The 21,621-nt window shown below is 39.2% G+C and carries 15 protein-coding genes; 8 read left to right on the top strand and 7 right to left on the bottom strand.

The features are described 5' to 3' along the window. Positions 1 to 2: 2 nt before the first annotated feature. From ACYVM0_RS01515 to ACYVM0_RS01525, 3 genes are read right to left on the bottom strand one after another with little or no spacing between them, the layout of a single operon-like run. Positions 3 to 1,046 carry a sensor histidine kinase gene (locus ACYVM0_RS01515; protein WP_460551407.1) on the bottom strand — a complete coding sequence of 348 codons (1,044 nt, stop codon included), beginning with the start codon at positions 1,044 to 1,046 and terminating at the stop codon, positions 3 to 5. Positions 1,047 to 1,064: 18 nt separating this feature from the next. Then, the gene (locus ACYVM0_RS01520; RefSeq protein ID WP_460551410.1) at positions 1,065 to 3,431 is read right to left on the bottom strand and encodes a TonB-dependent receptor; all 2,367 of its coding nucleotides are present in this window, start codon (positions 3,429 to 3,431) and stop codon (positions 1,065 to 1,067) included. A gap of 15 nt (positions 3,432 to 3,446) precedes the next feature. Next, on the bottom strand, positions 3,447 to 4,019 hold the full coding sequence (locus tag ACYVM0_RS01525) for a hypothetical protein (protein WP_460551413.1): 573 nt from the start codon (positions 4,017 to 4,019) through the stop codon (positions 3,447 to 3,449). Positions 4,020 to 4,166: 147 nt separating this feature from the next. On the opposite strand from ACYVM0_RS01525, the gene ACYVM0_RS01530 reads away from it, so the two are divergent. After that, positions 4,167 to 5,165, top strand: a complete 999-nt coding sequence (locus tag ACYVM0_RS01530) for a phosphodiester glycosidase family protein (protein WP_460551416.1) — start codon at positions 4,167 to 4,169, stop codon at positions 5,163 to 5,165. A 76-nt stretch (positions 5,166 to 5,241) separates the two neighbouring features. Continuing rightward, a complete protein-coding gene (locus ACYVM0_RS01535; RefSeq protein ID WP_460551419.1) occupies positions 5,242 to 5,778 on the top strand; it encodes a DUF4382 domain-containing protein in 537 nt (178 codons plus the stop codon). 81 nt (positions 5,779 to 5,859) lie between these two features. Here ACYVM0_RS01535 and ACYVM0_RS01540 read toward each other — a convergent pair whose 3' ends face one another. Further along, positions 5,860 to 6,825 carry an ROK family protein gene (locus ACYVM0_RS01540; RefSeq protein ID WP_460551422.1) on the bottom strand — a complete coding sequence of 322 codons (966 nt, stop codon included), beginning with the start codon at positions 6,823 to 6,825 and terminating at the stop codon, positions 5,860 to 5,862. Between the two features lie 175 nt (positions 6,826 to 7,000). Further along, the gene (locus tag ACYVM0_RS01545) at positions 7,001 to 8,497 is read right to left on the bottom strand and encodes an MFS transporter (protein WP_460551425.1); all 1,497 of its coding nucleotides are present in this window, start codon (positions 8,495 to 8,497) and stop codon (positions 7,001 to 7,003) included. 198 nt (positions 8,498 to 8,695) lie between these two features. Between ACYVM0_RS01545 and ACYVM0_RS01550 the strand changes: the two genes are divergently transcribed. From ACYVM0_RS01550 to ACYVM0_RS01565, 4 genes are all read left to right on the top strand, one after another. Continuing rightward, positions 8,696 to 10,114: a glycogen synthase gene (locus ACYVM0_RS01550; RefSeq protein WP_460551428.1), complete on the top strand. Its 1,419-nt coding sequence runs from the start codon at positions 8,696 to 8,698 to the stop codon at positions 10,112 to 10,114. 96 nt (positions 10,115 to 10,210) lie between these two features. Then, entirely contained in the window at positions 10,211 to 11,488 is a 1,278-nt protein-coding gene (locus tag ACYVM0_RS01555) for a glucose-1-phosphate adenylyltransferase (RefSeq protein WP_460551432.1), read from the top strand. A gap of 117 nt (positions 11,489 to 11,605) precedes the next feature. After that, the gene (locus tag ACYVM0_RS01560) at positions 11,606 to 12,946 is read left to right on the top strand and encodes an MFS transporter (protein WP_460551435.1); all 1,341 of its coding nucleotides are present in this window, start codon (positions 11,606 to 11,608) and stop codon (positions 12,944 to 12,946) included. After that, the gene (locus ACYVM0_RS01565) at positions 12,946 to 14,811 is read left to right on the top strand and encodes an alpha-amylase family glycosyl hydrolase (protein WP_460551438.1); all 1,866 of its coding nucleotides are present in this window, start codon (positions 12,946 to 12,948) and stop codon (positions 14,809 to 14,811) included. The genes ACYVM0_RS01560 and ACYVM0_RS01565 overlap by 1 nt, the downstream gene beginning before the upstream one ends. Positions 14,812 to 14,860: 49 nt before the next feature. Here the strand turns inward: ACYVM0_RS01565 and ACYVM0_RS01570 are convergent, their stop codons facing one another. Both ACYVM0_RS01570 and ACYVM0_RS01575 read right to left on the bottom strand, forming a co-directional pair. Then, positions 14,861 to 15,625 (bottom strand): GLPGLI family protein, encoded by a 765-nt coding sequence (locus ACYVM0_RS01570; protein WP_460551441.1) that lies wholly within the window; start codon positions 15,623 to 15,625, stop codon positions 14,861 to 14,863. 2 nt (positions 15,626 to 15,627) lie between these two features. Further along, a complete protein-coding gene (locus tag ACYVM0_RS01575; RefSeq protein WP_460551444.1) occupies positions 15,628 to 18,420 on the bottom strand; it encodes an outer membrane beta-barrel protein in 2,793 nt (930 codons plus the stop codon). 151 nt (positions 18,421 to 18,571) lie between these two features. Here ACYVM0_RS01575 and glgB point away from each other — a divergent pair, with 151 nt between their 5' ends. Together glgB and ACYVM0_RS01585 are read left to right on the top strand one after the other, a co-directional pair. Continuing rightward, positions 18,572 to 20,569, top strand: a complete 1,998-nt coding sequence (gene glgB, locus ACYVM0_RS01580; protein WP_460551446.1) for a 1,4-alpha-glucan branching protein GlgB — start codon at positions 18,572 to 18,574, stop codon at positions 20,567 to 20,569. A gap of 28 nt (positions 20,570 to 20,597) precedes the next feature. Then, positions 20,598 to 21,620 (top strand): tetratricopeptide repeat protein, encoded by a 1,023-nt coding sequence (locus ACYVM0_RS01585; protein WP_460551449.1) that lies wholly within the window; start codon positions 20,598 to 20,600, stop codon positions 21,618 to 21,620. Position 21,621: the final 1 nt, after the last annotated feature.

The following is a 21,621-nucleotide window of genomic DNA, read 5'->3' on the forward strand; positions in this document are numbered from 1 at the left end:
AATTAATTATCGATCAGTGGAATGGAAACGGTGAAATTGGTTTCGTTCTCAGTTACTTTTACCGGCGCATCACTTAATAGTTTATAGCGGTTGCGGATATTATCTAAACCAATGCCGGTAGATTCATTTACCTGGTTTTTCATTTGCAGGTTATTGCTGATCACCAGGCTGCCATTCTCGGTAAACACATCTATATGCAACGGTTTATCTGATGAAACAATATTGTGCTTGATTGCATTCTCCATTAATATCTGCAGCGAAAGCGGCACAATTTTCTTTTGCAATTTTTCGGTAGGTATGCTGATGTTTACCTGCAGGTTTTTATCAAATCTTGTTTTTAATAAAAAAGTGTAGGCATTCAATACTTCCAGTTCATCCTTAAGTGAAATACTTTTTTCGTCTTTTACTTCTAGTATATGCCGGTACACTTTTGATAATTGTTGTACAAAATCAACGGCATGATCCGGGTTTTCAGGAATTAAAGAGCTAAGGGTATTCAGATTATTAAACAAAAAATGTGGATTTACCTGTGTACGTAATGCATTCAGTTGTGCGGCAAGGTTTTCTCTTTTGAGATTTTCTGTTTCTTCTACCGAATGGCGCAATTCATGCATAAAATAGATGCTCTCATAAATAGCGATGATCATAATGGTGCAGAAAAGTGCGGCAGAATTAGAGTGTATCAGCATATCTGCATCTGACGCAGATACGCCTTCTATTTTAAAAATCTCCTTGGTAAACTGGTGGAGTATTGAAGTAAAGGTTACAGTAAAAACAAACATCAATACCGATTGAAAATATAAACGCTTTCTTACCTCCCGGAACAAAGCATACCTTTTGCGGCTGTAGATCATAATGTACCTGTTGCCAACCCATATTATAGACGTGATCAGCAATGTGGCCAGGTATTTATCCCATGTGAGGTAAGGTGGCCGGGAGAAACGGCAATTCATAAATACAATGGGGATAATAAAACTCAACAACGGAATGCCGATAGCCATCAGCATGCCGTCGTTAAATCCAATCCTGCAATTGTGTTTACGCATGTTGTAAAGTTAATCAAATCAAAAGGTGATCTGGTAATTTATGTTGGGAAAAAATCCTATCTGGTTGATCTGGTTTACTGCCCCCGTTTTAGGGTTTAAGGTACGGATATAAATATTTTCCCTGCCTGTTAAATTTTGCAGATCCACATACCATTTTTGTGTAACTTTTTTAAGGTTGCGGATGTAGGAGAACTTCAGGTCCCAGCGAAAATAAGTATTCAATTGTTCGCTATAGGCTGCATCTTCTTTATAAATAACGTAACCGGCATTTTGCGAAGCGGCAATATTGAATGGTGTGTAACGTTGCCCGCCGGTAACGGTTATTTTACTATCGATGCCAAAAGTGGTTTTGCTATTGAGCTTAAATTCCTTTCCACCCAAAGCATTGATCACAAAATTACTATTGAAGGCTGTATTGCGCCATACATTATCACTGCCTTTATATTGCGATTGAAAAACAGAGGCAGTAAATAACCAGTAAAAACCTTCATGTAAAAAATGTTCCATTGTTAATTCGATACCATAATTATAACCTTTACCGTTATTTACTAAATTGGTTTTATCAGGAAAGGCAAAGTCGGCACCGGAGTTTAACATACTAAAACTGCTTGCTGTTTTTTCTACTGCTGCATTATAAATGTATTGCCCGTATATTTCGGATTTTAAGCGGAACTGTTTTGAAAAACTGATATCATAGCCCAATACTCCATGTGCGCTCTTAACAAAATCCAGGTTTTTATTCGTGAATTCAGTTTGCCCCAGGTTATTTTTTGATTGATAGAAATATACTTCCAGCGGCTGTGTCTGGCTGTGCAATCCTGCACCAAATGAAACCGACTGGTTTTGTTTAAACTGGTATCTGATATTCCATCTTGGTTCAATGCTTTGTGTATTGTTAAAAGTAAACTGCTGGTAATACATTCCAAGATTAGTGGATAGTTTATCTGTAAAACGATGGCCGTAGTTGATAAAGGTTTTTAACAGCGTTGCTGTTTCGTTGGTCTTTACCAATGTGATCAATACAGAGTCGCCGTCTTTAATATAATCCTGCCTTAATTGCAGCTGGTTAATATCTGCTGTAAAACCTGTTGTTAACTGGTTACGGGAATTGAATTTTTTATTGAAAGTATAACCGGCAGCATATTTCAGTTGCTCATTCTTTTTGTAATAGGCTAGTGTATTGGGTTTGCTGCCATCAACAATAGTTTCGGAATATTTTGATGATAATCCTGATACCGCAATGGTGGTTTTGCCAGATGCTGTGCTGTTAAAAAAGTAAGTGTTGGATAAACCTAATACGCCTGTTAATGATTTAAAGTCCCGGTCTCTTATACTGCCATCATTGGAAGAATACAAATTATCCTTGCCCTGGCTTTCAGGCGAAAAATGAATATGGCTTTCGCCACCCAAGCCAAACAAACTGAACGTGCCCATTTTTTTTGAAGGCAGGTTGATTTTAAAAGTGCCATCCTGGTAATAAGGTGTGGCAGAGCCGGTGCCGAAATTCAGACCCAGGTCCTGCAATGTAGCCACCATTGAATAACGGTAATCTGCTAAGTAAGATGCTTTTGTTTTTTTATTTAATGGCCCTTCCGCACCCAATTCAAAACCATTAAACCCCATTTGCCCGAGGAATTCATTTTTTTCATTATTGCCATTTCGCATTTTTAAATCAAACACCCCCGCCAATGCATTGCCATATTGCGATGGGAAAGCACTGGTTAAAAAATCGGAGTTCTTTAACGTATTGATATTTAAAATACTTACAGGCCCTCCTGTAGAGCCCAATGTACTGAAGTGATTAGGGTTGGGTATGTCAATACCATCCATTCGCCACAACACACCGGCAGGGGAGTTGCCGCGTATGATGATATCGTTCCTGGCATCGTTGCCGCCACTTACACCGGCAAAGTTTTGCGCCATGCGGCTGGGGTCATTACGTGTGCCGGAATAGCGAAATGCTTCATCTGTACTTAATTGCCGGGCACTCACAATTGCTGCTTCATTTAATGCTTTTAATTTTGATTTACCCGATAGTATTTTTACCTCATCTAATTTTTTTACTTTCTCTTTCAACTTTATTTCTAACACCACTTCTTTGGATGAGGTTACTTCTATGTTGGGTATTAACGCCTCTTCATAACCAACGGCACTTACTTTAATATTTTGCCTGCCTACCGGTACATTGTACAATTTAAAATTTCCATTTGCATCAGTAATAACATTTACCCGCAGCGATTCAATGGCAACAGTTATGTTTTGTAACACATTGCCCGATTGCTCATCCAGCACCACACCTTTTATCACTTGTGTAAAAATTACATTTTGTGCATGGGAGATGAGAAAAGAAAAAAAGAGCATGCCTGAAAAAAATAGTTTCTTCATAAGTGTAGTTTAAAATTACTTTGCAGAATAGCTGTTATAGATATCAACGGCTTCCTGAAGCCTGGAAATATCGCCATTGATGGTTTTGGCTTTTTCAATGGCCGCAGTACAGCCGGTAAGATCGTTGCTGATGAACGTGTCAACTGTTTTCTTATTGATCAGTTTTAATTTTTTACCGGCATAAATAAAGTAGTCGCCAATTTTTCCTTCAGTGCCATTACTAAATACAGCTTCTGTTCCGTTATAAGAAGCTTTACCGGCCGCATTACTGGCTTTTTGTAAAAAACAAAGTTTGCCGCTACAAATGGTCTTAAAAAAATCGCCATTGATGCAAACAAAATTTACTGCAGCGATGGTTACGCCATTGATATCACTGCCTTCGTATACTTTTTTATTGTTGCCGCTTTCATCTGTAAAAATTACAGAAGCCGATTTTTTGATATTGTCTTTTATAAATCCTGATTGAACAGTACCATTGGCTAAAGTGATACTTGCCCTGGTGAAACCTTCGGGGGCATTGGTTTGTGCAGTTGCGGTGGCAACAAAAAGGCCAATAGCAGCTATGATAAAAGTTGTTTTAAGTTTCATGACTTTTAATTTTAATTGTTGGATAAGTTGGTTAAATGGTATTTTTATAGTGCAAGTGTACAGTGGTAATTGAGGCAGGCATACCAAAAAGGAGTGAGCTGGAGAAAAGGAGGAGTGAATTGGAATATTCTTAAATCTATCTATAAAATGAAAAAGGTTCTTGTTGGACTATTATTATTATCTATTCATGCAAATACTTTATTGGCTCAACGAAAATGGGTGAATGCGGACAGTGCATTTCAGCCATTGCCCGCTAATTTTCATGTGTACAGTTCCACCGATAGTTTAGACGGCAAGCCGTTCATAGCCTATTATGCAGAAGCAAGGCTGAAAGACAAAGATTTAAATTTTACCGCAGATACCACACGTGACAGGAGGATTACGCCAAGGCAATTTTATTTTAAGAACAGGCAACCATTATTGGTTGTTAATTGTACTTTCTTTAGTTATGAAACCAACCGGAGTTTGAATGTGGTAATTAAAAATGGCAGAACAGTGGCGTTTAATACGCATACTATTCCAATGAAAGGAAAAGATACCTTTCAATATAAACATCCTTTGGGGAGTGCTATTGGAATTGATAAAAAAAGAAATGCTGATGTGGCGTGGTTGTACACCGATTCTCTGAAACCGGTTGCTTATGCACGGCAATGGGTAGTGCCGTCTTACAAAGATTCTTCGTTATCATTTCCCTCTTACAATATTTCAAAAAATATGATTGCTGTACCAGCTGAAGTAGCGGCCAGGCATGGGGATAATTATAATCTACATTTAGAAAAATGGAAAATGAAAACTGCTGTTGGTGGCGGTCCCGTGCTGTTACAAAACGGTGAAATAAAAATCACCAATAACGAGGAACTAAAATTCACCGGCAAAGCCATTGAAGATAAACATCCCCGGACCTGTATGGGCTATACCAGCGATGGCCGGTTAATTGTGATGGTGATACAAGGCAGGTTTCCCGGTATTGCAGAAGGTGCCACACTTACGCAGGAAGCACAACTATTAAAAGACCTGGGCTGTGTGGAAGCATTAAATTTAGATGGAGGAGGCAGCAGTTGTATGCTTATTAATGGTAAGGAAACAATAACACCCAGCGACAAAGTAGGAGAGCGGCCGGTACCGGCAGTGTTTATAATTAAGTAACAGGTGTGTAAAAATCAGCACTATAGCTGCTTTTGGCATGGTTTTTATTCTTAGGTAAGAGAAAAAATAAATTACTATGAAAAAAAACATTTTCTTGTCATTGGCAGCGGTGGCAGTTATCAGCTTAACTATAATGAGTTCTTGTTCTAAAGACAACAGCGATGGTGGCAATTCCACATTGAACGTACGTTTAACTGATGGCCCCACTAACCTGGCCGAAGTAAATGTGGATATCAGGGAAGTAAATATAAAATTCAATGATGATACCAGCAGCACCAATGGCTGGGTATCTATGCAAACCAATGCGGGGGTGTATAATTTACTGGGCTTACAAAATGGGGTAGATACGTTACTGGCTTCATTAACAGTACCCCAGAATACCGTAAAAGAAATCCGTTTTGTGTTAGGCCCCAACAACAGTATCAAAGATACTTTGGGTGTGGTGTATCCTTTAACAATACCCAGTGGTGGTGAATCAGGATTAAAAATAAAAGTGAGCAAAAAATTAGCCGCAGGCCTCGATAGTTTGATCATCGATTTTGATGCCGCCCTTTCCATCTTCAGAACAGGTGCCGGCAATTATATGCTGAAGCCGGTATTAAAAGTAAAATAAGAGAACAAGCACTATATAAAACTATAAAAGCAACCCGTAAGGTTGCTTTTATAGTTTTATTCAATTAATTACCCGGATGTGCTACTTCTCCCAGGCCAATGCACTGGCCCCTAATATTGCCGCATCAGATTCTTTTAAATGGCTCACCAATATTTTTACTTTGTTCTGGAACACCTGTATCAGGTTCTCTTCCATATGTTGTTTGGTAGGTTTTAAAATCAGGTCGCCGGCCTTGGTTAAGCCACCAAATAATACAATGGCTTCGGGGCTGCTGAACATGATGGCATTAGCTAAGGAAAGCCCTAATATCTTGCCGGTAAATTCAAAAATTTCCAGTGCTATCTTATCACCTTGTATAGCGGCTTCATATACTGCTTTAGAATCCAGCTGGTCTTCGGGAACATCTCTTAATAAACTGGGTTCGGTTGATTTTTGCAGTAATTCAATAGCCGTTAATCGTACACCCGTTGCCGATGCATAAGCTTCCAGCGGGCCTTTTTTTCCGGTGCCTTTATGATAACGTCCGTCGGGTATAACAATAGTATGGCCTAATTCCCCGGCAAAGCCATCGTGGCCATAAATTAATTGCCCGTTGGCAACAATGCCACTGCCTACACCGGTGCCTAAAGTGATCATGATAAAATCCTTCATCCCTTTTGCAGCGCCATACATCATTTCGCCAATTGCGGCCGCATTGGCATCATTGGTTAAGGTAACCGGTAATTTAAATTTTGTTTCTAATAATTCAGCCAGGGGAATAATACCTTTCCAGGGAAGATTTGGGGCGTATTCAATGGTACCGGTATAAAAGTTGCCATTGGGTGCGCCAACGCCAATGCCTTTAATGCGTCCCCTGCCACCGGAGCGTTCAATCAATTCCGACAGAGCAATATATAATTCATCAATAAAACTCTCCACTGTTGCATGTTTCTTGGTAGATATTTCACTGCTGAATAAAACATTTCCATCACGGTCAACAATTCCAAACTTGGTGCCTGTACCACCAATATCAATGCCTATTACTAATTGTTCTAATGCTGTAGCCATATAGCAAATTTAAAAATCAGTTCCCCAATAGCCGGGGACTGGTAAAGTTATGAATTAATCAATGATCTTACTTTCAGAATCGTTTAGAGGTCTGTGTTAATTAAACCGGCTTACCAAAAGAAGTCAAGTCTTTAAGACTTGACTTCTTTATACACGGTGCATAATTATAAGAATTTTAGTGACCGCCACCTTTTACTTTGCTCAGCTCATCAAGGTCGATACCCTGGCCTTTAAGATCGCTTTTAGATTTGATAGCATAGTAAGCTAAGTATGCAAAGCAGGCTATACCTACAAAATACGAAAAGCTGATTCCCAAAATATGATCTGCCGACAGATAACCCTGCAGCACACTGATTACGCCACCACCACAGATCATAAAAATTAAAAAGTTAGAACCTTCACTGGTATGTTTTCCCAAACCTGAAATTGCTAAAGTAAAAATACAAGGCCATAGGGTAGAACAAAATAAACCTACACTGCAAATGGCCCAGACACTGATATTGTAATCAGGAGAAAAAATAGCTACCAATAATGCCAGGATACCGCAAATACTGAAAATCAATAATTGCCTTGCAGGATTACCCATGCTTAACAGGTTAGCCGCAATCAATGCAATAATTACCAATGCATACACATAAAAAGGTTGCATATCGGTTTTAGCAATGGCATTTACTAATATATACACTCCAAAAGCCAGGTAAGGCATTAGGAATTGCAATACTTTTTTTGTGCCTTCAGAAAAACCAAATGCACCTGCAGATGAGGTCCAGCGGCCAATCATTAAACTTGCCCAAAACAAAGAAATGTAAGGTGCCGTGCCACTGGTTGGCGTGCCTAATTTTTGTTTCATGAATTCCGGCAGGTTAGCAGCAGTACTTACTTCCACACCTACATATACAAAAATGGCTAACATGCCCAATACTAATTGAGGATATTTAAACGGTGATCCTCTGTCAATCCATGTTGATTTTGATTCCGCTAATTCTTCGGTATTGCTTACTAATTGATTGGGTACTGCTGAAAAATAAAATATTGCAGCTACTACTAAAAATGCTGCACCTAAAATTAAATAAGGTGTTTTTACAGAACTTAAAGAACTTACCATTACAGTTGAAACGGTTCCAAAAATGGCCAGTTTAACAATCAGCGGGCCAATAGTGGTACCAAAATTATTTACGCCACCGGCCATGCTTAAGCGTTGCGAACCGGTACTGGCACTACCCATATTAATAGCTAACGGGTTGGCCGCAGTTTGTTGTAAAGAAAATCCTAAGCCAATAATAAATAATCCCGAAATAAATAAAGGAAAAGATTCGGCACTTGCTGCAGGGATGAATAATAGTGTACCAATGGCAGAAATGATCAACCCGATGCTGATACCATTTTTATAACCGATCTTATTCAGCAGGTCCTGATTTAACATTTTGCTGATACCAAAATAAATAAGGGAGCCAACAGAGTAGGCCACATAAAAGGCAAAAGATACCATTTGCGCCTGCACCTGCGTAAGGTGTAATTTTTCTTTAAATACAGGAATCAGTACGTCATTGCTGGCAGCTACAAATCCCCAGAAGAAAAATACGCTTACAAGGGTACCAAACTGGCTCCATCTTGTTTTGCTGGTATCTGTAATTGCTGCAGGTGTAATCAAATCTTTTTGTTCAGTTGGCATATCGTTTTGTTTTGAGTGGTTGAAAATAGAATAATTTGGTGACGGAGAAAAATTTTCATTGTGTTATAAATACATACTTTACATTTTGTGTAATCTATCTGGATAAATTAGCCGCAATCAAATAGTAGATTATTATTTTTATTATTTGGATAAATCAATCAAAAGTTCCTAAATTGTAATAAGATTATTCAATTGCTAATGATGGAAATACTTCACGTAACAGCAGAATGTTACCCTTACGCCAAAGCCGGCGGCCTTGCAGATGTGGCCGGTGCATTACCTAAATATCAGAACGACCTGGGACATATTGCCAAAGTGGTAATGCCGATGCACCGTACCAAATTCTTACTGGAGAACGAATGGGATACAGTACATAAAGGATCTTTTGTAATGGGGCAGTATTACTTTGATTATACTATTATTAAAGAAAGAACAAACAAACTGGGCTTTGATCTGTATTGTGTGGATATATTCGGCATTTTTAACCGGGAAAAAATTTATGGTTATGATGACGATTCCGAAAGATACACTGCTTTCCAGATTGCTGTAGTGGATTGGGTGAGCAGGTGGCAGCACAAGCCTGATGTGGTGCATGTACATGATCATCATACGGGGCTTATTCCTTTTATGATGCAAAATTGTTTTGCTTACCGTCACCTGGCCACAATACCAACGGTGCTTACCATTCATAATGCACAATACCAGGGCTGGATGGGTTGGGACAAGTACAACTACTTACCGGCTTATGATAGTTTTCAATGGGGCAAGCTGGATTGGAATGATGCGATCAACCCGCTGGCATCGGGCATTAAATGTGCCATGAGGGTAACAACGGTTAGCCCGAGTTATATGGAAGAATTGAAGTTTAATGCCAATGGCCTGGAAAGTTTGTTTGAGTACGAGAAGGGAAAATGTATAGGCATATTAAACGGAATCGACAATGCCGTTTGGGACCCGGCAACAGATACGTATATACTGGATAATTTTTCGGTTAAAGATGTGGAAGCCGGAAAAAAACTCAACAAGAAAAAATTATGCGATGATTTTGGATTGGATATAGAGAAGCCGTTGTTTATTTTTATTGGAAGATTGGTGGGAGAAAAAGCAGCAGAGCTATTGCCGCAAGCCATTAATGATTCGGTGTATCATATCAATGGCAGGATGAATTTTCTAATACTGGGCAGTGGTGATCCGGTGGTGGAATACCATTTGGAAAACATGCGCAGCAGCCTGATGGGTTTTTACAACTCCCAGATAGGGTATAACGAAAAGCTGGCGCACCAAATGTATGCCGGGGCCGATTTTTTATTAATGCCCAGCAGGGTAGAACCATGCGGACTTAACCAGATGTATGCATTGCGTTATGGTACCATGCCGGTGGTAAGAAGTACGGGAGGCTTAAAAGATACCGTAATAGATTTTGGTGATCCCGGTGGATTTGGTATACGATTTAATGATGCAACTGTTGGCGATATTACTTACTCTATCTACAGGGCAACGGAATTGTATGGTGATAAAAAGAAAATGACCGCATTAAGAAAAAAAATGATGCAGATAGATAATGGATGGGAAGTTAGTGCAGGACGGTATATTCAGTTGTATCAATCAATTTTGTGATAGTGTTAGTGCTTATATAAATTAAAATTTTCTTTGCCTGCTTATAACGATTGTTTAAAAAATATCAATACATTTAATTACTAATTACAAATAATTATGGACGCTAAATCTGTAGTCGCAGTTATTCTTGGAGGTGGTGCCGGCTCCCGCCTTTACCCTTTAACCTCTACCCGTAGTAAACCTGCTGTGCCTATTGCAGGTAAATACCGTTTGGTGGATATTCCCATTTCCAATTGTATTAATTCCAGCATCAACAGGATGTTTGTATTAACGCAATACAATTCTGCTTCACTGAACAAGCATATAAAAAACACCTACCAGTTCAGTGCTTTTAGTAAAGGCTTTGTGGATATACTGGCTGCTGAACAAACGCCGGATAGTTTAGGCTGGTTCCAGGGCACTGCCGATGCCGTGCGTCAATCCTTAAAACATATTGGCAATAACGATTTTGAATATGTGCTTATTTTAAGTGGCGACCAGTTATACCAGATGGATTTTGGTGCCATGATCGATAACCATGCAGCGCAGGGCGCAGATATCACTATTGCCACCATTCCTGTAGGGGAAAGGGAAGCACCGGAATTTGGTATCTTAAAAGCCAATGAAGAAAACCTGATCACTTCATTTATAGAAAAACCCAAAAAGGAACTATTACCGGAATGGGTAAGCGATACCGGCGCAGATATGCAATACCAGGGTCGCAATTACCTGGCTTCAATGGGTATCTATATTTTCAATAGAAAATTATTATTCGATCTTTTGGAAAAAGATAAAAAAGATGCCACTGATTTTGGTAAGGAGATCATTCCTTCTTCTATTGATAAACATAAGGTGATCAGTTACCAGTATGAAGGTTACTGGACCGACATTGGAAATATCTATTCTTTCTTTGAAGCCAACCTGGCGTTGACTTTAGAAATTCCTTTGTTTAATTTATTCGACAATAAAAATGTGGTGTACAGCAGGGCCCGTATGCTGCCGCCGGCAAAAATCAGCGGCACCACGCTGGAGCGTACATTAATTGCAGAAGGTTGTATCATTAATGCCAGCCGCGTTGAGAACAGTGTGGTAGGTATCCGAAGCCGCATTGGCCAGGGTAGTACCATTGTAAGTTGTTATATGATGGGTAGCGATTATTATGAAACCCTTGCCGAGATAACTCACAATGCAGAGCGAAGCATGCCAAAACTGGGTATCGGAGACAGGTGCTATATTAAAAACGTGATCATTGATAAAAACTGCCGCATTGGTAATGATGTACGTATTAACGGAGGCGCTCATTTACCTGATGCAGACCATTCCTTGTACGTGGTAAAAGATGGTATTGTGGTGTTGAAGAAAGGAGCGGTTTTGCCAGACGGATTTGTAATTTAAGCAGCTATAAAAAAGATTAATAGTATATTTAAAACATCCTTTTCGGGATGTTTTTTTTGTGGTAATTTAAATAATGTGTATTTTGTACACAATTAACGATAAAAATAAACGATTGCTATGTCAGTAACTTCTTACACCGGCGAAAAACCACGCTTAGGATTTTGGCAAATCTTCAACATGTGCTTTGGATTTTTTGGGATCCAGTTTGGCTGGAGTTTGCAAATGGGTAACATGAGTGCTATATATGAATACCTTGGTGCATCTCCTGAGCAGATACCCGGCCTGTGGCTGGCGGCTCCGATGACGGGTTTGATTATTCAGCCTATCATTGGCTATTTAAGCGACAGAACATGGCATAAAACCTTAGGTAGAAGAAGGCCTTATTTTTTAATTGGTGCTATACTAAGTTCATTGGCATTGTTCATTATGCCTAATGTATCTGCCGTATGGATGGCTGCAGGAACTTTATGGATATTAGATTCCTGTATCAATGTAAGTATGGAACCATTTCGTGCATTCGTAGCAGATAACCTTAGTGAAAAGCAACGTTCTTTTGGTTTTGCTATGCAGAGTATGTTTATCGGATTGGCCTCTTTTGTAGCCGGGTATTTACCAACTATACTTGGCGATGTATTTCATGTATCAAGAGAAAAAACAAGTGGTTCTATTCCAGCTACAATATCATTGTCATTTTACATTGGCGGGGCAGTATTTTTTATTGCAGTAATGTACACGATTTTAAGAAGTAAAGAATACCCTCCATCAGATATAAACTGGAAAGAAAAAGTAAAGGAATCCAATAAAGGTTTTGGCGGGGGTGTAAAAGAAATTATTACTTCAATTGCCAATATGCCCGACCAGATGAAACGTTTGGCATTAGTGAATTTTTTAACCTGGCCCGGGTTGTTCTTAATGTGGTTTTATTACAGTACCGGCGTGGCAACAGAAATTTTCGGTGGTGACGCCAAAACTAACAGTGTTGTATTTACTCAAGGTGTGGAATATGCCAATACCACTTCAGCAATTTTAAACCTGGTAACATTTATATTCTCTTTTTCCATTCCATTCTGGGTAAGTAAACTGGGTAAAAAATATACCCATACAGCTTGTTTACTGCTGGGAGGCATCGGACTAATAATGGTAAATTTTATTCATGTACACTGGATGTTGTACGTGGCCATGAGTATGGTAGGTATTGCCTGGGCCTCTATTTTATCTATGCCTTATTCTATGTTGGCCGGGTGTTTGCCGCAGGATAAAATTGGTATTTACATGGGCATATTCAACTTCTTTATAGTATTGCCCGAAATTATTGCCTCTTTATTCTTTGGAAAAATAATGGTGAATTTTTTACACAACGACAGATTGTTGGCCGTAGAAATTGGCGGTATCTTATTATGCTCCGCAGCAATAGTTTGTGCATTAATAATTAAAGAAACAAAAAACGAAACTTTCTGATGAAAAAGATTTTTATAACTGTTTGCTGCATATTCTTTGCTGCACTCAGTTTTGCTCAATCCAATGATGCCTGTAAATTTTATCCCACCAATTGGTGGACGGGGATGAAGATGAATAAGGTACAGGTGATGGTACACGGCGATAAGATAGCCGATCATTTTCCTATGATAAAAATGGGGCCTAAAGGAACAAAGCTTGCAACGGGGGTAAACCTTATGGCAATTAACCGTGTTGAAAATCCAAACTACATCTTCCTGGATATAGCCATTGATGCTACAGCAAAACCCTGCAAATTCAATTTTCCTTTTGTAAAAGATATTACGCTGGAGTATGAATTAAAACCAAGGCGTAAAAATCCGGGTAAGGATTTTGCACAAGGTGTTACGTCAAAGGATTTTATTTACCTCATTCTGCCCGATCGTTTCAGCAATGGCGATGAGAGTAATGACAGGTTTGCCGGTATGAGAGACCAGTCATTAAGAAGGGATACAGTTTTTAATCGTCATGGCGGCGATCTAAAAGGCATACAAAATCACCTGGATTATTTAGAACAATTGGGTGTAACCACCATTTGGTTAAATCCTGTTTTAGAAAATGATATGCCTGATCGTACAGAACATGGTTATGCTTTTACCGATCATTATACCATCGACAGGCGATTAGGAGGAGAAAAAGCTTACCAGGAATTAATTGATGCCACGCATGCAAAAGGTATGAAGATCATACAGGATGCGGTGTATAATCATGTGGGCCTGTATCATATCACGGTGCAGGATCAACCTATGAAAGACTGGTTGCACCAATGGAATACTTATACCAACACCACTTACAAAGACCAGGTGTTATTTGACCCCTATGCCAGTAAAAAAGACTTTAGGCAAATGGCTGATGGCTGGTTTACCAAACAAATGCCCGATCTTAATCAAAGTAATCCCTATGTGGCCAATTTTTTAATTGAACATGCAATCTGGACAGTAGAAAATTTTGGTATTGACGGGTGGCGTATCGATACATATGCCTATAACGACCTGGAATTTATGAACCGTTGTAATAAAGCATTAATGGATGAATACCCGCAATTAACTATGTTTGGCGAAACCTGGGTACATGGTGTGCCCAACCAGAGTTATTTTGTACAAAACAATTATAATATTCCTTTTAAAAGCAACTTACAGGCATCTACAGATTTTCAAACACTGTGGGGCATAACCGATGCTATGACAAAGGACTTTGGCTGGACAGACGGTGTAAATAACTTGTATACTACTTTGGCGCAGGATTTTGTGTACAAAGATCCCACACGAAATGTTGTCTTTTTAGACAATCATGATATGGCAAGGTTTTATTCTGTGGTGGGAGAGAACCTGGATAAATATAAATCATCGTTATCCTGGTTGCTAACCTGCAGGGGCATTCCACAAACCTATTATGGCGATGAGTTGGCAACAACAGGAACTACCAGTCCAAATGACGGATACGTTCGCCTGGATTTTCCCGGTGGCTGGAAAGCTGATGCGGTAAATAAATTTACTATTGCCGGCAGAACGCAAACCGACCAGGCCATTTATCAGCACCTGGCAACACTGGCTAATTTCCGTAAAACATCTTCTGCATTAACCACTGGTAAAATGATGCAGTATGTGCCTGAAGATGGCGTATATGTTTATTTCCGCTATGATAATAAACAAACGGTAATGATAGTAATGAATACCGGCAAAACTGATAAGAAAATTTCTTTTGAGAAATATACAGAAAGAACAAACGGCTTTACAAAATATAAGGATGTACTTACAAAAACAGAAAGCGAACTGAAAGCGTTTACTTTAGGAACTTATAAAACGGCTGTGTTAGAGTTATTTAAATAACAGATACCTTAAGGTATAAAGAAAGGCCCCAACTTGCTGGGGCCTTTTTTTATAGAAATAAATTCCAGATATTCCGCTGCATCCACTTACCATCTTCTTCGGCTTTTTTCATAAATTTTTTCAGCATCTCATCTTTGGTCTTGCTTTTTTTGCCGGCAGGATTTACAATTTTACTTTCATCAACACCGGCAACATTTACTTTGGTAGCCACCCAGCTGCTGTACATGCGGGGTACGGTTACACCCAGTATCATGCCCGGTAAACCATGCATACCTACGGGGCCGCCGCTGATGGTTATTTCATCAGTATAAAATGCGAACACATAAACACTGTCAAACAAAACCGTATAAGCTTTCCTGCAGTTAAAGCCTGCAATGATGCGGCTTTCTGTAGGTACTAATTTCCAGTTGATCTCTTTTATACTATCTGTGAAATTAAAATCATCGCCCCAGAAATTCCTGTTGAAAGCGCTGGTGCCAGTATTAAAATCGTAGTACCAGGCATTGCCTTCATAAAACACATCATTATCCCTTTGCGTTTTATTCTTTTCATCCAGGTGGTTAAAAGTATAAATACTTTTGTTGTTGCTGAAAGTGTAGTCGTAATACGATATAGTGTATTTGGCTACGTTACTCTTATAGTTTTCCTGCCAGCTGGTTTCATTTTCATTATTATCGAACCAGGCATCAAAGCTTTTGTGGTTATTCACCGTTACCTGGAACTCGATTGTGGCTTTGTCAATAAATTGCTGTGCAGTGCCCGTAAAGCTAAAAATTGTGATCAGTGCGGCAGTAAATAATAATATCTTTTTCATGATTATTTTATTATGGGTGTAGCTGCAGCAGGAGCAGGGGCAGCAGCTTGTTTTTTATTGTGAGTAAATTCCCATGTAAGGGTCAGCAACCAGTATCTTTTGAGTGTATTATAATAACTTTCTGTAAACTTATAGGTACTGAAATTTCTTTCGTAGCCACGGTTCTGGTTAAGTATATCATTAATACCAAACTTAACACTGATCTCTTTTTTGTACACATACTTTTTTATATCCGCATTCCATTTGGTATAGTTGTTATTTTGAGGAAACCTGGGATCTTTCTGGCGAAAGTTAAAATTAGCATTGGTATTTATAGAAAGGTTCTTCTTTAAATATATCGAACCCTGTGCCCAGCCGGTAAACATCCAGAAGTTGGTATTACTGCTGCTGTTGATGGAAGAGGTAGACTGGCTGTAAGCAATTCTTGGAGAAATATAAAAATCAAATTTGTTCTCTACATATTTGTTCATATTTATGCTCATGCTGTAGGTAGTGGTGTTGTTGGTATTTTTTATACCATTCACAAAATCATTGTTACGGTTAAATTCTATATTGGGCCCAAAACCTAAACCGATTTTTTTCTTGCCTTTACCTACTGAAAAATTATAGTCAATATTCAGATAGAAATTTTTATTACCATTTACGTTTACCGTCTGGTAAACATTCCGGCCCATGGTATCAATACGGTTGTATTGAGAAAATGCATTGCTGGTGGTACTATAGCTGAAATAACTCCACAGGGCATTATCACTAAGTGGTTTATACCATTGCAATCCCCCGGAAAAATTATTGGTAAAAGATTGTTTCAGGTCGGGGTTACCAATTACAACACTTAAAGGGTTGCTGTTATCGGTTAACGGTTGCAGCTGTTGCAGGGAAGGAGCCTGTGCATTACCGTTGTAATTAAACCGTAAGTTTTTATTGCCTTTCAGCTTAATATTGAAATTGGCATTGGGAAAGAAAGTAGTAAAATCATAATCCTGTTTAACGCCTTTGGAAATATTGTTTTGTTTAAAACTGTTAAAGGCAAGCGCAGCACCAATACCTCCCGAAAATTTCTTTTTCACTATTCTTAATGATAAGCCATTGCGTTGTACAAAACGGTTGAAATCAAAATTGTTACTTAAAGAATCTACTTTATTGGTGTAGTTGCCAACCCCGTCATTCTTCATTACATCCCTGTTGTTACTGCTGTTATTGATAGCTGTACTGGAGTTGATACCCAATGATAAATATTTATTGAGTGGCTCTGTATAGGCCATGTTAACAGTAAAAGTTTTAGAGTCAGCTTTATTGATGGTCTCCTGGTCTGTTGTATCCTTTTGCGATATCACCGAGCCTTTGTAAAAATTGTTAAGGGAGTACAGGAATGTTTTACTGTCGGTGTGATTAATATTGGCATCAGCAGTAGCAGAAAAAGTACGTCTCGCTTTTTTAAACTTGTGGTTCCAGCTTAATGTGCCCTGGTAGTTTTGTGCATCGCTTTTGGTACTGGTTTTACGGGTACTGTTATTAATAAAATCATTCTGGTTAGTTAAACTCTCTTCGTAATAGTTGCTGCTGGATTCAGTGTGACTGATACCGCCCCTGTTCACAAACTTGATCGTGTTGTTGCTATCCAGTTTACGTTCCAGGGTAAAATTCATCGTATGTTTCTGGCTGTTATTAAAAGAGGTAGACCTGCTGTTATTCAACCAGCTGGTATCAGGTAAATATGTCTTACTGAATGTTTGTGTACCTCCCGGAGTGTACACTTTAGCGTAACGGTAACTGCCATTGATGTTCAGGCTGTCGCCCATGTATTTATTACTGTAATGTATACCACCATTCCAGTTTTTGGGAATACCATTATTATTGCCATTACTGCTATAGCTGTACCAGGTATTACCATCATCATCCATGCCGCTTGTCATACCATCCATTTCCCCGCCGCCAAATTTTTCAGCGTCCTGCCAGCCAAGATCAGTGCGGCCGGTATTACTCATAAAACCAAAAGCGCTTAATTTTCTTTTATCTTTAAAAGCATTCAGCATGGCACTGTTACTGTAATTATCGGGTGTACCGCCGCCGGCCTCAATTTTACCAAAATACCCTTGCTTTTTATTGTTCTTCAGTTTAAGGTTTACCGTTTTCTCTTTTATACCATCATCAATACCTGTAAAAGTAGCCTGGTCACTTTTTTTATCATACACCTGTACTTCCTGTACCGTATTTGCCTGCAGGTTCTTTAAAGCCATGCCGGGGTCACTGCCAAAAAATTCCTCACCATCTACCAATACATTTTTTACCGTTTCGCCTTGAGCTTTAAGCTGCCCGTCCTTTCCCACCTGGAAGCCGGGCATTTTACGTAGCAGGTCTTCTACGCTGGCGCCATCTTTTACTTTAAAACTATCTGCTGTATATATAGTAGTATCCCCTTTTATACGGATAGGGTTGCCGCTTTTTACAATTACTTCCTGTAATAATTTACTTTTATTGATCAGGCCGATGCTGCCGAGCCGGGTTTCAGCGTCTTTAATAGTAATACTGTCTACGTAATCGGCGTACAGGGGATGTGTAGTTAATAAGGTGTAATTGCCGGGCAATACATTTTTTAATGCAAAGTTTCCTTCATTGTCGGTCCTGGTAAATTTGTACAAAACAGAATCTTTTTGTCTTACCAGTGCTACAACAGCATTTTTTACAGATTTTTTTTCGGTATTGTCCTTCAAACTACCGGAGACAGTAATAGTTTGACCAAAGGTGGCTGCTGAAAGGCAAAGTAAGCCAATAAGCAGTGCAGGTAGTTTGAGCATAAACAGGAGATGGTTTTGTTTTTTATGGCGATAACTAAATTCTTAGTTAAAGGTCGTAATAATAATTGTAATTTCCTTGATTACAAATCTTAAATTTACGTTAAAGCAAAAATCGTCATATCAGTGATTCATTATCAACCTATTTCCATAAATGGCAACATCACATTCTTCAGCGGCAAAAAAGAAAACAACAAAAAAAGTGGTAACAGCAATCAAATACGAAGAGGAGCATTTTGTAGACAGCACTAAACCGGTGTGGAATTACTCCTTGTTTACAGACGAGGATATACGAAACTACCAAAACGGTACATTGTATAACGCCTACACCAAATTCGGCAGTCATCATTGTAAGGTGCTGGAAACCGATGGCTTTTACTTTTCAGTTTGGGCCCCCAATGCCACGATGGTAAGTGTAATTGGCGATTTTAATGAATGGAACCCTGTTGCACACCAGTTATTGGTGCGCCTGGATAGTTCCGGTATCTGGGAAGGATTTATACCCCATTATAAAAAGGGGCAGGCTTATAAATACCGCATCATTGGTTATAAAGGTGTGCAATTAGATAAAGGCGACCCTTATGCCAATTACTGGGAAGTGAGGCCCAACACGGCATCTATTGCCTGGCATATGACCGATAACTGGACTGATGCCACCTGGATGAAAAAAAGAAAGAAGAACAATTCCCTTAATTCGGCATGGAGTGTATACGAAGTAAATTTAGCCAGCTGGATGCGTCCTGTAAAAAATGATGAAGAGAGTTTAAACAGTTACGAACAGATAACTGAGCGCCTGGTGCCTTACATTAAAGAGATGGGTTTTACGCATGTGGAATTAATGCCCGTGATGGAACACCCTTTTGATGGCAGCTGGGGCTACCAGGGTACCGGTTATTTTGCTCCCACATCACGTTTTGGCACACCCGAAGATTTTATGGCCATGGTGGATGCTTTTCACCGGGCCGATATTGGCGTGATATTAGACTGGGTACCTTCTCATTTTCCGTATGATGCACACGGATTGTTTATGTTTGATGGTACGCATACGTATGAGTACGCAGATATGCGTAAAGGGTTTCACCCGGATTGGAACAGCTATATTTTTAATTACAGCAGGGGCGAAGTAAAATCCTTTTTAATAAGCGGTGCCAGGTATTGGTTTGATAAATTTCATATTGATGGTATCAGGGTAGATGCAGTAAGTTCCATTTTACGACTGGATTACTCCAGGAAGGAAGGAGAATGGGAACCCAATATTTTTGGCAGCAATGGAAATTTAGAAGCTATTGAATTTGTAAAACATCTTAATGAAACTATTTACAGGGATTTTCCGGATGTACAGACTATTGCAGAAGAGGCTACCGACTGGCCAAAGATAAGCAAACCTACCACTGAAGGTGGTTTGGGCTTTGGTATGAAGTGGATGATGGGGTGGATGCATGATACACTGGATTATTTTAAGTTTGATCCTTTGTTCAGGCCACATCATCAGAATAAATTCACCTTCAGCATGATGTATTATTTTGACGAAAATTTTATGTTGCCTTTAAGCCATGATGAAGTAGTACATGGCAAAAGCCCGATGATATATAAAATGCCGGGAGACGAGTGGCAGAAATTTGCCAACCTGCGTTTACTGTATTCGTACATGTTTATGCACCCGGGTGCAAAACTGTTGTTTATGGGGAACGAATTTGCACAAACAACAGAATGGAATTATAAAAGCGAACTGGACTGGGAATTACTGGCCTTTGATTGCCACAGCATGATGAGGGAATGTGTGAAAGACCTGTGCCATTTATATAAAAATGAACCGGCTTTGCACGAGCTGCAATTTGATGCGGCTGGTTTTGAATGGATTGACCTGAATCACCGGCAGGAATCGGTGATCGTATTTCGCCGTAAGGGGAAGAAAAAGAAGGATGATGTGCTGGTAATATTGAATATGACACCGGTAGTACGCACCAACTGGAAGATAAATGTACAGGGCAAAGCAGAGTGGAAGGAAATATTTAACAGTGATAGTAAAAAATACTGGGGAACGGGTGATACCTACAACCCGGAAATAGGCTTGCATTTGGTGGATAAAAAGACCGGGTTGTATGAAATAAATGTGCACCTTCCTGCGTTAGCAGCTATAGTATTGAAATAGTGGAATAATTTTTGATTTAAACCTTAATATGAAAAACGCACTAACAGCCATTGTATTGTTATCCGCAATACAATCATTTTCTCAAACAACAGACAGCGCCAGTTTTTATTATCAAAAGGGGATGGAAGAGAAGACCGCTAAAAAATATTTAGCAGCATCCAAAAATTTTGATAAGGCAATAAAGTTTAATCCCAATTATACTGCAGCATATATTGATAATGGATATGCCAACCTTGAAATGAGGAAAACAGATGCTGCCATTACCAATTTTACAAAAGCCAACGAACTGGAACCGGAAAATAACCTGGCGATAAACGAATTGATGAATTTGTATTTCAGTTACCGCCAATATGCAAAAGCAGTAACCTACGCACAAAAATGTAAGGATTGTGCCAATGCCGACAAAGTAATTGCTATCTGTTATTTTCAGCAGGAAGATTATGCAAAGGCAGAAAAAGCATTGTTGCCACTGGTTGCCAAAACCCCGAACGATGCAGAAGTAGTATATACACTTGGCCGCACTTACCTGGAAATGGAAATGGAAAAAAAAGCGATCAGTTACTACGAGAAAGCGGTGGTTTTGGATACCACCAAAAATGTATGGCTGCATGAGCTGGGATTGCTCTATTACAACAATAACAATTTTAAAGGAGCTATAACAGCGTTTAATAAAGCAGCAGCAAATGGTTTTCCGCAAAGCAACGATTTTAATGAAAACCTGGGTTATTCGTATATCTATGCCGGTGAGTTTGAAAAAGGAGAAAAGATCTTACTGGATATTATGGCCAAAAAGCCGGGTAACAAAGACATTTTAAGAGATATTGCACAGGCTTATTACGATCAGAAATTGTATGATAAATCTTTAGAGTTTTGCCAGAAGCTGATGGAGCTGGATATGAAAGATGCCAAAGCACTGTACCAGGCAGGTATGTGTTTTCAAAAGAAAGGGCAAAAAGATAAGGGGCAGGCCATGTGCGATAAAGCGATTGAATTAGATCCTTCCCTGAATAAAATGAAACATCAGCAATCGATGATGGGAGCAGGGTTGTAAA

This window comes from Ferruginibacter profundus (genome assembly GCF_054783275.1).